Here is a 14,589-nt window from a genome sequence, read left to right as displayed (position 1 = left end):
TGATTGCTGTCCCGGCGACAACGGCCCTGTCAGAGCCGGGTTCCCCAGCAGCTCGCCGCAGGCGCTCACGTCACCGCGTGCCGGCGCGCGAGGTGCGTCACCCCTGTGTGCGGACCGTCACGGACGCCGTGCGCCGCCGGCGTCATGATCCCCGCATCGGCTGCACAGTGCAGCCTCAAGCAACAAGGGACACGGTCATGATCTCCAGCCTTCGCCTCCTCGCCGCCGCAGCCATCGTTGCGACCGCCGGCCTGCTCGCGTCAGCCCCGGCTTCGCCGGCCAATGCCGGCTGGGAGTGGCTGCAGAACAAGGACTACATCCGCTGCCTGCAGCTCGTGAACGGCGGCTTCTTCACGCCCGCCAATGCCTCGCCGGCCGTGCAGGCGCAACGCCGCGAAGCCGGCCGGCGCTACTGCAATCGCCAATATTACGGCCACGACTAACCAGGCATGCGATGGCGCGGGACGAGGACCACCTCTCCCCATCGGTTAGAGGTCAAATGAAGTCGCTGTGGCCGGCTCGTCCGACAGATCTCAGCGCGGGTGCCTGCTCACGCCGCCGTCACCCGCCAGATGCAGTTGCCGACGTCGTCGGCGACCAACAGCGAGCCGTCCGGGCCGAGCGTCACGCCGACCGGGCGGCCATAGGAGAAGCTCTCGTCGGGCGCGAGGAAGCCGGAGAGGATGTCGCGCGCCGGGCCCGACGGCTTGCCGTTCTCGAACGGGATGAACACGACCTTGTAGCCCGACAGTTTGCTGCGGTTCCACGAGCCGTGCTGGCCGATCACCATGCCCTGCGGGAAGCCGGGCAGGGTGCCCGCCGGCAGCCAGCACAGGCCGAGCGAGGCGGTGTGGCCGCCGAGCGCGTAGTCCGGCGTCAGCGCGGTGGCGACCAGCGCGGGGTCCTGCGGCACGCGGTCGTCGACCGTCTTGCCCCAATAGCAATACGGCCAGCCATAGAAGCCGCCCTCGCGTACTGAGGTCAGGTAGTCCGGCGGCGTCTCGTCGCCGAGCCCGTCGCGCTCGTTGACCACGGTCCACAGCACCTTCGTCGACGGCTCGAACGCCAGCCCGACCGCATTGCGCAGGCCGGCCGCGAAGATGCGCGAGGCGCCGCTCGCGATGTCCAGCTCATAGATGCAGGCGCGGCCCTTCTCCACCTCCATGCCCTGCTCGGCGATGTTGCTGAGCGAGCCGACGCCGGCATAGATCTTGGTGCCGTCGGGGCTGACCAGCAGGCTGCGCGTCCAGTGCCCGCCCGGCTTGAACGTGGTGAGACGCTTGCCGGCCGCGCTGATGCGCTCGGCGCCGGCAGAGTAGGGGAAGGCGACGATGCCGTCGGTGTTGCCGACATAGAAGGTGTCGCCCACCAGCGCCATGCCGAACGGCTGGCTGAGATTCTCCATGAACGCGTTGCGCCGCTCGGCGGTGCCGTCGCCGTCGGCATCGACCAGCCGCGTGATGCGGTTGGCGCTGACGCCGAGGGCTGCGGCGCGGCGCATCGTCGCCTGCATCGCATAGCCGAACATGTTGCGCACCGGGCTCGGCACCTGCGTCGCTTCCGCAATCAGCACCGACTTGTCAGGCATCGCGTAGATCCAGCGCGGATGGTCGAGCCCGGTCGCGAACGCATTCACCTTCAGCCCCGGCGCCGCCACCGGCTTTTCGCCGTCGCGCCAGCCCCGCGCCGTCGGCATCTTCAAGGTCGGCAGCATCCCCTGCGGCTTGGCTTGCGGAATCTGCGGCGCGGCGCCCCATGCCGGCGCCGGCGTGTCCCCCTGCAATTTGCGCCACTGCAGCGCCGCATTGCCAACCAGCGCGACACCGCGCGCGACGATGGAGGAAAGCGTGGTCATGGGAGTCCTGTCGGGCTTGGGCAGACGAATGGGGTGAGCGGCCATCGGGCGATGGGCGGAAAAGACGATGCTGTTATGATCTACCACGCCCAACGTGACAACTGCGTGCGCCGCGCATGGGGGCTGCGGAACCCCAGCGGCAGTATTGCTCCCATTCCCTTGCGGGGAGCGGAGGGGTGTGGCGATCGCTCCGGCTTAGGAGTCCGATTGGAGCTGCGATGTGGCCCACGCCGGTCGTCCGGCGAACGCCGGGACGCATAGCCACCGGCGGGCATGAGGCAGGCAACTGGCAGCGACATCCCTCGACAGATCACGCGGTATGGGTCCGGCCTTCGCCGGGACGACGGCGGGTGTTGTCGCGCGGGCCGCTGCGCCATCGCTGGCCGTGCACATCGCTCCAACCGTGGCGTCGTCATCGAATTGCGCTACAGTGGTGGCAACACGTGCGACGTGCGCGGAGCCAAGGGGAGGCGGAGTGCGGAATGGTGGGGGTGATCATTTCAAGCGTGACGGCATCGGATGCGTCGCGCATCGCGGTGGGACCATGGAAGCAGATCGCCCCACCGGCCCGACGCATCATGAGCCGCGGAGCTTGTCCATGACCGCGCTCGACATGTCCGCGTTCACCCAGCATTCCCTGCGCGAGAGCGTGCTCAACGAAGTCCATGCGCGGCCGTTCACGCCGCTCACGCAGCCGGTCTCCGTCATCCGCTTCGCCGTCATGGCCAAAGCCGACAGCGCGAACGCCGATCGCGACAGCCTCGCCTCGTTCTGCGCCCGCCATGGCGCGCCGGCGCCGGAGCCGGGCATCAAGCATCATCAGGTGGTCATCGGCTCCGCGCGGCTGCGCTGGGAGCAGCATTCGGAGTTCGCGACCTTCACCTGGATCTGGAGCCCGCCGGCCCATGCGCCGAAGCTCGCCTTCGGCGAGATCGCGCCGGAGCTGCAAGGGCTGATCGCGTCGCTGAGGCTGAAGGGCGAGCTGCTGGTCGCGGTCAAGCTCGGGGTCGAGAGCGCCACCGATCCGGTCAAGCGCGCGGAGGCGCTGTTCGACAAGAGCAGTCTCGCGCTCGTTGCCGTCAAGGGCTCGATCGGCGCGCTCGCCTCTGACTTCCGGCTCGACGCCGACGGCTTCACCCGCATCCTCGTCTGCATCGAGGGGCCGACGCCCGAACGCCTCGGCGCGCTGGTGCAGCGCGTGCTGGAGCTCGAGACCTATCGGACGCTGGCGCTGCTCGGCCTGCCCGCCGCGCTGGAGCTGGCGCCCCAGGTCGATCGCATCGAGCGGCGGCTCGGCGAGGTCCTGGCGGAGATGCAGGGCGCCGAGACGCTGAAGATCAACAACCACCTGCTCGACGAACTCACCGAACTCGCGGCGTCGCTGGAGCGCGGCGCCACCGGCTCGCTGTTCCGCTTCGGCGCCAGCCGCGCCTATTGGGACCTGGTGCAGGCGCGGCTCAGCGTGATCGAGGGCGAGCCGGTCACGCCCTATTCGAGCTGGTCGTCGTTCCTGTCGCGACGCATCGCGCCGGCGATGCGCACGCTCAACACGCTGGAGCGACGGCAGGACAATCTGTCGCGCAAGCTGGCGCGCGCCGCCGACCTCCTGCGCACCCGCGTCGACGTCGAGCTGGAGGAGCAGAACCGCGACCTCTTGCGCTCGATGAACGAGCGCACCAAGCTGCAACTGCGCCTGCAGAGCACCGTCGAAGGCCTGTCGGTGGCCGCGATCGGCTATTACGTCGTCAGCCTGTTCGGCTATCTCGCCAAGGGCGCGCATGACGCCGGCCTGCACGTCGATCCGACTTTCGCCACCGCCGCCTTCGTGCCGGTCGCGATCGCGCTGATCTGGTTCACCACGCACCAGATCCGCAAGCGGCACCTGAAGGAGGACCACGAAGCGGAGAAGGCGGGCAAGGAGTGAGGGCAGGATGCTTGCCAGCGCGCGACGGTGCGGCTAATCGGCGGGCTGATCTGACAGGGGCAATGACACGATGAGCGGCACGACGATCGACTTCCTGGTTCACGCCAACGGCGCAGCGGTGCGGCAGCCGGTCACGTTCAACCGCCTCGTCATCGCCGGCTGGACCGGGCGCGATCCGGTCGCGCGCGACAAGCACATCGCCGAGCTGGAAGAGCTCGGCATTCCCCGGCCGGCGACGACGCCGATCTATTACGAGGTCGCGGCCAGCCGGCTGACGGTGGCCGAGACCATCGAGGTCAGCGGCGGCGACTCCTCGGGTGAGGTCGAGTTCGTGCTGGTGAAATCCGGCGGCCGGCTGCTCGTCGGGGTCGGCTCCGATCATACCGATCGCAAGGTCGAGACCTACAACATCACCGTCTCCAAGCAGATGTGCGACAAGCCCGTCGCGCCCGAGCTGTGGCTGGTCGACGACGTCGCCGCCCATTGGGACCAGCTGATGCTGCGCGCCTACGCCACCATCAATGGCGAGCGCGTGCTGTACCAGGAGGGCGCGCTGAGCGGCATGCTGGCGCCGTCCGATCTGGTCGCGCGCCGCCATGGCGAGGCCGGAATGCCCGAAGGCACCGCGATGTTCGGCGGCACCTTCGCAGCCAAGGGTGGCATCCGTCCGGCCGATCGTTTCGACTTCGAGCTGGTCGATCCCGTGCTGAACGGCGTCATCCGCCACGGCTACGCGGTTCATCAGCTGGTCATCGCAGGCTGAGGATAACCGCGCGATCACGATCGCGTGCGGCTCCAAAGTGTCAAAGGCGCGCCCTCTGGCGCGTGCCGTCATGCGCGCAGGCGTTGCGTGCGGCAAGGGCCTGTTAAGCAAGACGGCCTAGGGTGCCCGAGTGTGCCGAAGCGAGACCATAGCCTTGTTGTTCGTTCTGGTCCGGCACGCATGTCGCAAATCGAGACGCGGCGAGGCTGGCATATCCTTAACCGATCCTTACCTGATAGCAGCGGATTCGACGGGTCGGAGGACAAGGGCAATTAACTAGAAGTTTAGGATTGGTTTTGTGCGCGTGAACGCCTCCCTTAAGGGTTTGTTTAAATACCCCGGGAATTGGGAGAGCACGATGCGCGTCGCGATCGTCCACGATTGGCTTTACGTTCTCGGCGGCGCCGAGAAGGTGCTGCAGGAGATCTTGCGCTGCTATCCCGGCGCCGACGTCTTCACGCTGTTCGATCTGCTCCGTCCCGAGGAGCGCGCCAGGCTGGGGTTCGAAAGGTCGCACACCAGCTTCCTGCAGAAGATGCCGGGCTTGCGGAAGTATCACCGCTCCTATTTGCCGCTGATGCCGCTCGCGATCGAGCAGCTCGATCTGTCGAGCTACGATCTCGTGATTTCCTCGAGCTGCGCGGTGGCCAAGGGCGTGCTGACCGGGCCGGAGCAGCTGCACATCGCCTATGTGCATTCGCCGATGCGCTATGCGTGGGACCTGCAGCACCAGTATTTGCAGGAGAGCGGCTACGCGACCGGCGTCAAGGGCGTGATCGCCCGCGCGCTGCTGCACAAGATGCGGATCTGGGACGCGCGCACCGCGCACGGCCCCGACGCCATCTTCACCAATTCGCAGTTCGTCGCCCGCCGCATCAAGAAGATCTACGGCCGTGACGCCAAGGTGATCTATCCGCCGGTGACCATCGCGCAGCGCGATGCGATCCTTCCCGTCGGTAGTCACTTCCTCGCCGCGAGCCGGCTGGTGCCCTACAAGCGCATCGAGCCGATCGTGCGCGCCTTCAACACGATGCCGGACCTCGAACTGGTCGTGGCCGGCGACGGCCCGGAGGCGGCGCGCCTGAAGTCGATCGCGGGACCGAATGTGAAATTCGCCGGCTTCGTGCCCGACAAGCAATTGCGCGATCTCATGACCACCGCGCGTGCCTTCGTGTTCGCGGCGGAAGAAGATTTCGGCATCATCCCGGTCGAGGCGCAGTCGGAAGGCGCGCCGGTTCTGGCGCTGGGCCGTGGCGGTGCGCGGGAATCGATCCTCACGACCGGCCCGCGTCCGACCGGCATGTTCTTCGATTCGCCGGAGCCCGAGGGGATCGCCGCCTGCGTGCGGTCCTTCGTGGCCAAGGAGAAGGCGATCTCGCGTCTCGATTGCCGCCAGCGCGCCGGTTTCTTCTCGGCCGAGCGCTTCCGCAGCCAGTTCGTGGCGGCGGTCAACGAGGAGCTGGACAATTTCCGCGACGGCCATCAGGGCCGCGCGACGCGTTTGATTGCGTAGTGTTGCGATGTGGTGTGAGTGCAGATCATGAGGCAGGCGGCTCTCAACGAGGCCTTGTCCGGCTTTGATGCCGTCGCCCAGATCTGGCGCCGCCGCGGCGTCTTCGCGCTGGTCGCAGCTACCGTTCTCGCGGTCGCGGTCGCTGCCTTGGTTCTGCTCCCGGTGCGCTATCTCGCGACCGCGTCGGTGATCATCGCCGAGCAGGAGCCGGGCGCCAATACGTCGGCGGCGTGGGCGCAGAAGATCGGCGATCCCGCCGACATGGAAAGCCAGCTGCTGGTGATCCGCTCGCCGCGCCTGCTGCGGCAGATCATGGCGACCCCCGGTGTCGTCGACGCCGTCGTCGGCGAATGCGAGCGCGGCCGCATGTGGGGCGCGGCGGATGCGTGCCAGCGCCTCAAGACCGATCCGGGCGCCTTCATCGATCACGTCGACAGCCGCTTCAGCATCGCCTCCGCCGGCCGCTCGCGCGTCATCAACATCTCCTATCAGTCGGGCAATCCCGAAGTGGCGAAGCTGCTCGCCAACGCGCTGACGCAGACCTTCCTCGAGGATCAGCGCACCGAGGGCGCCAACAGCCGTGAGGTCGCGAGCTCCTGGTTGTGGCAGGAGCTGAAACAGCTCGACCAGCAGCTGCGCGACGCCGACGACAAGATCCAGAAGTTCCGTCGGACCAAGGGCCTCATGCGCGGCGCCAATGCGCCGATCTCCTCGGAGCGGCTGACCAGCATCGGCCAGCAGCTGTCGCAGGCGGAGGCCGCGCGCGCCGAGGCGGCGGCAAGGCTGCAGGAGATCAAGTCCGAGCAGGAGCGTGGCCCGACCGATGCGCCGTCGGTGCTGCAGAGCCGCACCATCGCCGACCTCAAGCAGCAATTGACCACCGTGAGCGCGCAGCTCGCCAGCGCCGCCGGCGTGCTCGGCCCCAAGCATCCCTCGATCCTGGCGCTGACGCGCGAGCAGGCCGCGATCCAGCAGAGGCTGGTCGACGAGATGCAGACCATCGCAGCGAGCGCGCAGAAGACGTTCGACGCCAACAATGTGCTGGTGACCTCGCTCAAGAAGCAGATGGAGACGGCGAAGGCCGAAGCCGGCTCGGCGACGCTGGACGAGGCGTCGATCGAGAGCATGGTGCGCGACACCGAGATCAAGCGCCAGCAATATGCCGAGCTCTACAAGAAGGCGAGCGAGCTCGAGACCGAGCGCCGCGTCCTGCGCGGCAGCACGCGTCTCGTCAGCCTCGCCGAATTGCCGAGCAAGCCGTTCTTCCCGAAGAAGGTGCCGTTCCTCGCCGCCGGCCTGACGCTCGCGATCATCTTCGGCGTCGCCGCCGCGTTGCTTGCCGACCAGCTCTCACGGCTTCGCCCCGCTCCGAAATTGACGACGGCCGCGCCGGAGCCCGTCAGCAGCGATCTCGTCGCGCCGATTGATGATGCGCCGGCCAGTGTTCCAGATCTGCCGCCGCAGGCTGAACTGCCAGCCGCGGTGGATGAGCCGCCGGCCGAGCCGAAATCTCATCTTCCCAGCGTCGCCGACGTTTCGATCCTGGCCTGCCTGCCGCGTCTGAAGAGCCTGCGCCAGATGTCCGCCCTCGGCGCCATCCTGCAGGGCCATCAGCCCCTCGCTATTCCGCAGGTTCTGCGCCTCGCCTCCGAGGACGCGGAATTCCAAGTGATGCTGCACGATCTCGTTCACGAGCTGGGCCTCGACGCGTCCCCGCGGCCGCAACGGCTCGTCGTGACATCGCCTGACGCCGGCGACGGCAAGACGACGACGGCGTGCGTGCTGGCCGAGCATCTCGCGGCGGCGGGCCGGCGCGTGCTGCTGGTCGAGTGCGACGTCGAGCATGCGAGCTTCGCGCAGGTCATGGCCCTCGCTCCAAGCCCGGGCTGGCTGGGCGCGCTGGAGCACGGCAGGCCGCTGCACGAAATGGTATTGCGCACGGAGCATCCGTCGCTCGATGTGTTGCCGGCCGGCGTCGCGACTGGTCCGGTCGGTGACATCCTCGAGGTGATCAGTCTCGATAGTCTGCTCGTCGGGCTCGACGGCTATGACGCCGTCGTCGTCGATACGCCGCTCTCGTCGCAGCGCGACGACTTTCTGTCGGGAACGGATTGGGTGATCGTCTGTGTGCGCAGCGATCGCTCGTTGATCGAGCCGGCTGTTGCGACGGTGAACAAGAGCCGGGCGCTCGGGGCGACCGATGTCGGCATCGTCGTCACCATGGCTGACGCCGAGCCGCGCGCCACGACCGTCGGACAGACCGCGTCGATCGCAGCCTATGCCGAGGCGGGCTGATGTCGGGCGAACGCGTCCTGTTCGTTGATCACACCGGGCAGATCGGCGGCGCCGAACTGATCCTGCTCGACGTCGTTCAGGGGCGCAACGAATCGTCAGCCTTCCTGTTCGAGCAGGGGCCGCTCGCCAAGGCATTGTCCGATCGCGGGCTCTCCGTCATCACGTCGCGCTGGGGCATCGGCCTGCCGCGATTCCGGCGCGATAGCTCATGGCTCAAGGCGTTGCCGCTGGCCGGTGGCTTGGCCGCGATCACCGCCGAGCTCGCCCGCCTCGCCCGCCGGCATGACGTCGTCTATGCCAACTCGCAGAAGGCCTTCGTGCTGGCCGCGATCGCCAATGTCGTCGCGCGCAAGCCGCTGATCTGGCACCTGCACGACATCATCAGCCCGGCGCATTTCGGCGCGATGCAGCGCCGGACGCAGATCTTTCTCGCCAACCGCTTCGCGACCAAGGTCGTCGTCCCGTCCGAAGCGGCGGCCGCCGCGTTCATCGAGGCCGGTGGACGGCGATCCCTGATCGAAGTCGTGCCCAATGGTCTGTCCGTCGAACCCGTCGCGGTGTCGCGCCAGGAGCTGCGGCAGCGGCTCGGCCTGCCGCAGGGGCCGCTGGTCGGCGTGTTCAGTCGGCTCGCGCAATGGAAAGGCCAGCATGTTCTGGTCGAGGCGCTGGCCAGGCTGCCAGGCGTCCATGGCATCGTCGTTGGCGACGCGCTGTTCGGCGAGCAGGACTATGCGGCGCAGCTGAAGCGGCAGGTCGACGCGCTCGGCCTCGCCGGTCGCATTCACTTCCTCGGCCACCGGGGTGATGTGCCGCTGTTGATGCAGGCGGTCGACGTGATGGTTCATCCGTCGATCGATCCGGAGCCGTTCGGCCGCACTCTGGTCGAAGCGATGCTCGCCGGCGTCCCGGTCATTGCGACCGATGCAGGCGCTGCGCCGGACATTCTGGAGCATGGCCGCGCCGGCATGCTCGTGCCTCCCGGCGATGCACGCGCGCTGGCGGAAGCTTTGGATACTGTCTTGGCCGAGCCTGCCGTCCTTGAGCCGCAGCTGGCCTACGCCTCGCGCCGCGCACGCTCGCATTACAGTCTCGCCCGGATGCTGGAGTCGATCGGACTGTTGATCCGCAACGTCCGCGCAGGAGCAGCGGTGTGAGCACGATCCTCACGTCTGCGCCGGACGAACACGACTGGCGTTTGCCCGGCTGGGCGGCGGCGATTGCCGTGCTCGCGATCACGGCGCTTGCGGCCGGCGTGCTCGGCGGCGCGTCGCGGGCGCTGTTCGTGCTCGGTTGCGGCGGCGTCGGCTGGTACGCGTGGCGGCAGGGGCCGGCCGTGCATCTCCAGGCGGCGCTGATCCTGTTCAGCTTCGCGCCGTTCGTGCGGCGGCTCGTCGATCTCTCGGCCGGCTACGATCAGCTCGGCCTGATGCTGATCGGTCCGTTGTTCGCGATCCTCGCGCCGGTGCTGTCACTGCCGCGGCTGATCGAGCAGCGGCAGGTTCCGGCGCGCTGGATCTGGCCGCTCGGCATCGTCGCCGTCTGCGTCGTCTATGCCGGTCTGCTCTCGCTCGCGCAGGCGGACTGGAACAATGCCGCCTCCGGCCCGCTGAAATGGCTGGCGCCGCTGCTCTATGCGGCCGTGCTGATGCTCAGCGCCGATCGCCGCGAACTGATCGATGCGGCCGCCTCGGCCTTCGGGATCATCCTTCCGATCACCGGTCTCTATGCGCTCTACCAATATGTCGATCCGCCGGACTGGGATCGCTACTGGATGGAGTACGCGCCGATCATCTCGATCGGGCAGCCCGTTCCCTACGGCGTGCGCTCGTTCAGCACGATGAATGCGCCTGCGGCCTATGCCTCCTTTACCGCGGCGGGGTTGCTGCTGATCGCCTTCGGCCGCCGCTCGTGGCCGGCGCTGCTGCTGGCAGTGCCCGCCGGTCTCGGGTTTCTGCTGTCGATGTATCGCACGGCCTGGATCTCGCTTGCGATAGGCTTGCTGTTCTGCCTGCTGTTTTCTGAGACGCGGCGCCGCGCCGGCCTGATCCTCGTCGGTCTTGCCGTCGCCGTGGTGCTCGCGGCAACGCTGACGCCGTTCGGTGACGTCGTTGCGGACCGGCTGTCGTCGCTCAGTGAGGGCACCAAGGATGGCAGCGCGCAGGAGCGGCTGCAAGAATTCGTGACGTTATGGAATCTGCCGGACAGCTCGCTGTTCGGCACCGGCTTCACCATCACCGATGTCGGCGCCGCCGGCGCCATGCCGGTCGACGGCATGATCATCGCCTGCTGGCTGACCATGGGCATCGTCGTCGGCGGCTTCTGCCTCGCGGCGCTGCTCTGGGCGATCGGCAATGCGCTGGCCTCGGCATGGTCGGATCCCTCGTCGGACGCCGTGATCGTCGGTGCCCTGGCGCTCGGCGCGCTGATTCAGTTGCCGCTCGCCAACATCACCTCCGGCGAGAACGGCTTCTTGTTCTGGACCTTCGCCGCATTGCTGGTTCCGCCGAGCGCGACGGAGGACGCCGTATGAGCGCCTCAGGTCCCTCGCTGCGGCGCTTCAGTGCGCTCCTGATCAGCGGGGCGCTCGCCAGCAAGCTGCTCGGCTTCGCCCGCGAGGTGCTGATGGCGCATGTGCTCGGCGCCACGCTCATCGCCGACGGCTTTCGCGCGGCCATGGCCGCCGTGCTGATTCCGCTCGCCTTCCTGCAGAACGAGAGCGTGCCGGCGATCATGATCCCGATGCATCGCGAGGCACTGCAGCGTCCCGATCCGGCGCGCAGCCTGGGTGCTCTGACGATCGTGATCGGCGCGGTCTCGACGCTGGTGATGGCGGTGATCCTGCTGCTTGGCGAGCTCTGGGTGAATGCCGTGGTCGGTGGCTTCTCGGCGGACGGCCGCGAACTCACTTTGCATTTCGTGCGCATGATGTCGCTCGCCATGCCCGCCTCGGCCGTGCTCAACGTGCTGGCGGCGGGCGAGATCGCGCTCGGCCGTACGCGGCTGACCAATCTCCGTGCCAGCCTGCTGAACGTCGCCGTCATCGGCGGCATCGGCCTGCTCGTGCTCACCGGCGACGCCTACATGCTCGCCTGCGCCTTCACGGTCGCCTTCAATGGCCTTGCGGCCTGGGGCCTTTTCTCGCTGTGGCGCGAGGGTGAGCTGGGCGTCTCCGGTCTCACGATGCGCATGGTCGTCGACAAGGGCATCGAGTTCTTCCGCCGGCTGCGCGTGCTGCTTGCGCTGCCGCTGGCCGAGCAGGGCAATGTCTGGATCGAGCGCTTCACCGCATCGCGTCTGACGACCGGCGCCGTCGCCTCGCTGGACTACGCGCGGTCGCTGACGGAAAGCGCGCTGCTGCTGATCAGCCAGCCGCTCGGCATGGCTGTGCTGTCGCAGCATGCGCCGCGCGATCCGCGCGCCCAGACCGAGGCGCTGCTGCGACCGCTGCTGGCGCTGACCTTGCCGGCCTCGGCGTTCCTGCTGGTGTTCGCGACCGACATCGTGCGCCTGATCTATTTCCGCGGCGCCTTCGGCGACGAGGCGCTGCTGCTGACTTCGCATGCGCTCAAGGGCATCGCCTGCGGCGTCTGGGCGGCGACGCTCGGCTGGATCCTGATCCGTCTGCTCAACGGCGCCGGCCGCAACGGGGTTGCCGCGCTGATCATCGTCTGCGCCTATCTCGCCAATATGGGCTTCAATCTATTGATGCCGCTGTTCGACCCGTCACCGGCGGCCGGCATGCAGCTGCTCGGCGTCGGCGAGGCGATCCGCAGCCTGGTGCTGCTGCTCGGCGTGGTGTTCGTGCTCGGCGATGCGCGCAAGCTGCTGCTGGTGATCGGCCTGGCGCTGCTGCCGACCGCGCTGATGGTCATGCTGGGCATGATGATCCAGAACGCCGTGCCCGGCCTGTTGCCGCGGCTGTTCGCCGGCGGCGTCGCCTATCTCATCTGCCTTGCCTTCGCGATCGGCATTCTGCTGCCGAACGTCGTGGGCGCGGCGTTCCGGCATGTGCGTCGCACGTTGAGGATGAAGGGAGAGCTGAGTTGACCCTGTTGGCCCTCGCCGCCGCCAAGGCCATGATGGCCTCCAGCGCGTTCGTCCTTCCACTCGCCAAGGCCGCCGACCGCGTGCTCGGCCCGCGCGGCTGCTGCCTGACGTTCCATCGCACGGCGCCCTCCGAACAGTGGGAGCGCCTGCCCAATCGCGACTTCTATGTCGATGCCGATTTTCTCGATCGCTTCCTCGGCTATGTGCTGGAACAGGGCTGGGATGTCGTGACCATGGAGGAAGCGTTGCGCCGCGCCGCGGGCGAGACGCCCGCGGGCCGCTATGTGAATGTCTCGATCGACGATTGCTATCGCGACACGTTCGAGCTGCTGGTGCCGGTGTTCCGCCGGCACAATGTTCCGGTCACGCTGTTCGTGACCACCGGCATTCCCGACGGCACCTTGCCGCTATGGGCCGCGGGCCTGGAAGATGCGCTGCTGAACAGAGACAGCCTCTGGATCGACGGTGAGCACATCACGCTGTCGAGCGACGAGCAGCGCCGTGCGGTGTTTGCCGAGGTCGCGGCGCGCTGGGATGGGCCGCAGGCCGCAGGCTGCTACGCCGCCTTCTGCGCCGCCAACGGCATCGACATCAAGGCGATGCATGGGAAGCACGCGATCTCCTGGGACATGCTCGAGACCCTCGCGCGCGATCCGCTGGTGGAGATCGGCGCCCACACCGTGTCGCATGCGCGGATTTCGTCATTGTCGCCTGAGCACGCGCTGAAGGAAATGGCCGACGCGCGGCTGCGCCTCAACGCGCGGCTCGGCATCGACGTCAAGCACTTCGCCTTTCCCTATGGCCGCGCCGCCGATTGCGGCCCGCGCGATTTCGCGCTGGCGCGCGAAGCGGGATTTGCCAGCGCTGCCACGACACGCAAGGGCCTGGTTCATGCCGGCCAGGATTCATTCTCGATTCCGCGCAACACCATGAACGGCGCCCACCGCAGCTTGGCCGCGATGGAGCTGCATCTCACCGGCCTCAGCGGAGCTGCCGCGCGGGTGATGGGCCGTGTCTAGCCTGCGCCTGCGGATCGTCTCGATCGCCCATCCGGCCACCAGCAGCGAGGCCGGCCGGCTGCGCTATCGCTTCCTCGCATCACGTCCCGGCGTCGACCTGCATCTGGTGATGCCCGAGGTCTGGAAGGAGTTCGGCCGCACGATCGAGGCAGCGCCCTCGGATGACGGCTTCCCGGTCCATCGGCTGCCGATCCGGCTGCCCGAGGCCGGGCCGATGAAATGGTATCTGCATTTCTATCCGGCGCTGCGCCGCCTGCTGCGCGAGCTCGATCCCGACGTCATCCATCTCTGGGAGGAGCCATGGAGCATCGTGGCGCTGCAGGCGCAAATGCTGCGCGGCCGTGCGGCGCTGGTGCTCGAGGTCGACCAGAACATTCTCAAGCGGCTGCCGCCGCCGTTCGAGACGATCCGAAAGTTCGTCCTCGGCCGCACCGATCACATCCTGTCGCGCAGCCCCGATGCGACCGAGGTCGTGCGGGCGCGTGGCTACGCCGGGCCGGTGACGCCGATCGGCTATGGCGTCGATCTCGCGACCTTCACGCCGGCGGATGCGCCCGCTGCGCGGCGGGCGGATGCGTCGTTGCGCCTCGGCTATGTCGGACGTCTCGTGGTCGAGAAGGGACTCGACGATGCGCTCGAGGCGCTCGCGCGCAGCCCTGCGGCGGCGACGCTGAGCATCATGGGGGAGGGACCGCACGAAGCGCATCTGCGCCAGCGCGTGGAAGACCTCGGCCTGGGCGGCCGCGTCGATTTCCAGGGGTGGGCCGCACCTGCCGAGGTGGCCTGTTTTCTGCGCAGTCTCGATGCGCTGCTGCTGCTGACGCGGACGACGAACGCAGTGCGCGAGCAGTTCGGTCGGGTGATCATCGAGGCGCAGGCCTGCGGCCTTCCGGTGATCGGATCGACCTGTGGCGCCATTCCCGATGTCATCGGCGACGGCGGCTGGATCGTGCCGGAGCAGGACCCGGAACGCCTGCGTCAGCTGCTCGACCAACTCGGCGCCGACCGAACCCAGTTCGCGCCGCGATCGCAGGCCGCTCGCGCCAATGTGCTCAAGCGATTCACCTATGATGCAGTCGCAACCGCGATCGAAACCGCGTGCCGAGCGGCGGACCAGTCGAGAAGCGCATCGCGCCTGGCGGCGCCGCGGCCGCTACGGGCGAGCTAGCGCTA

General features: G+C 67.9%; 11 protein-coding genes. 10 read left to right on the top strand and 1 reads right to left on the bottom strand.

Going from position 1 to position 14,589, the window contains the following annotated elements:
* Positions 1–197 precede the first annotated feature (197 nt).
* The gene (locus NLR35_RS29210; protein ID WP_006614423.1) at positions 198–443 is read left to right on the top strand and encodes a hypothetical protein; all 246 of its coding nucleotides are present in this window, start codon (positions 198–200) and stop codon (positions 441–443) included.
* Positions 444–550: 107 nt separating this feature from the next.
* Here the strand turns inward: NLR35_RS29210 and NLR35_RS29205 are convergent, their stop codons facing one another.
* Positions 551–1,855 carry a sorbosone dehydrogenase family protein gene (locus NLR35_RS29205; RefSeq protein ID WP_257170002.1) on the bottom strand — a complete coding sequence of 435 codons (1,305 nt, stop codon included), beginning with the start codon at positions 1,853–1,855 and terminating at the stop codon, positions 551–553.
* Between the two features lie 598 nt (positions 1,856–2,453).
* Between NLR35_RS29205 and NLR35_RS29200 the strand changes: the two genes are divergently transcribed.
* The 9 genes from NLR35_RS29200 to NLR35_RS29160 all read left to right on the top strand — a co-directional run bounded on the left by NLR35_RS29200 (position 2,454) and on the right by NLR35_RS29160 (position 14,584).
* Positions 2,454–3,779, top strand: coding sequence for a DUF3422 domain-containing protein (locus tag NLR35_RS29200; RefSeq protein WP_257170001.1), 1,326 nt, complete (start codon positions 2,454–2,456; stop codon positions 3,777–3,779).
* A 70-nt stretch (positions 3,780–3,849) separates the two neighbouring features.
* The gene (locus NLR35_RS29195) at positions 3,850–4,542 is read left to right on the top strand and encodes a DUF2848 domain-containing protein (RefSeq protein WP_257170000.1); all 693 of its coding nucleotides are present in this window, start codon (positions 3,850–3,852) and stop codon (positions 4,540–4,542) included.
* Between the two features lie 358 nt (positions 4,543–4,900).
* Positions 4,901–6,055 carry a glycosyltransferase gene (locus NLR35_RS29190; RefSeq protein ID WP_257169999.1) on the top strand — a complete coding sequence of 385 codons (1,155 nt, stop codon included), beginning with the start codon at positions 4,901–4,903 and terminating at the stop codon, positions 6,053–6,055.
* A gap of 27 nt (positions 6,056–6,082) precedes the next feature.
* Positions 6,083–8,350 carry an exopolysaccharide transport family protein gene (locus NLR35_RS29185; protein WP_257169998.1) on the top strand — a complete coding sequence of 756 codons (2,268 nt, stop codon included), beginning with the start codon at positions 6,083–6,085 and terminating at the stop codon, positions 8,348–8,350.
* Positions 8,347–9,504: a glycosyltransferase family 4 protein gene (locus tag NLR35_RS29180; RefSeq protein ID WP_257170072.1), complete on the top strand. Its 1,158-nt coding sequence runs from the start codon at positions 8,347–8,349 to the stop codon at positions 9,502–9,504. Before NLR35_RS29185 ends, NLR35_RS29180 begins: the two co-directional genes overlap by 4 nt.
* On the top strand, positions 9,501–10,880 hold the full coding sequence (locus tag NLR35_RS29175; protein ID WP_257169997.1) for an O-antigen ligase family protein: 1,380 nt from the start codon (positions 9,501–9,503) through the stop codon (positions 10,878–10,880). Before NLR35_RS29180 ends, NLR35_RS29175 begins: the two co-directional genes overlap by 4 nt.
* Positions 10,877–12,397, top strand: coding sequence for a lipid II flippase MurJ (locus NLR35_RS29170; RefSeq protein WP_257169996.1), 1,521 nt, complete (start codon positions 10,877–10,879; stop codon positions 12,395–12,397). Before NLR35_RS29175 ends, NLR35_RS29170 begins: the two co-directional genes overlap by 4 nt.
* Positions 12,394–13,416, top strand: coding sequence for a polysaccharide deacetylase family protein (locus NLR35_RS29165; RefSeq protein ID WP_257169995.1), 1,023 nt, complete (start codon positions 12,394–12,396; stop codon positions 13,414–13,416). The genes NLR35_RS29170 and NLR35_RS29165 overlap by 4 nt, the downstream gene beginning before the upstream one ends.
* Positions 13,409–14,584: a glycosyltransferase gene (locus NLR35_RS29160; protein WP_257169994.1), complete on the top strand. Its 1,176-nt coding sequence runs from the start codon at positions 13,409–13,411 to the stop codon at positions 14,582–14,584. Before NLR35_RS29165 ends, NLR35_RS29160 begins: the two co-directional genes overlap by 8 nt.
* The last annotated feature ends 5 nt before the right edge of the window (positions 14,585–14,589 follow it).

It is taken from the genome of Bradyrhizobium sp. SRS-191 (genome assembly GCF_024586915.1).
Classification (GTDB): domain Bacteria; phylum Pseudomonadota; class Alphaproteobacteria; order Rhizobiales; family Xanthobacteraceae; genus Bradyrhizobium.
This window is presented reverse-complemented; position numbering and strand designations above follow the sequence as displayed.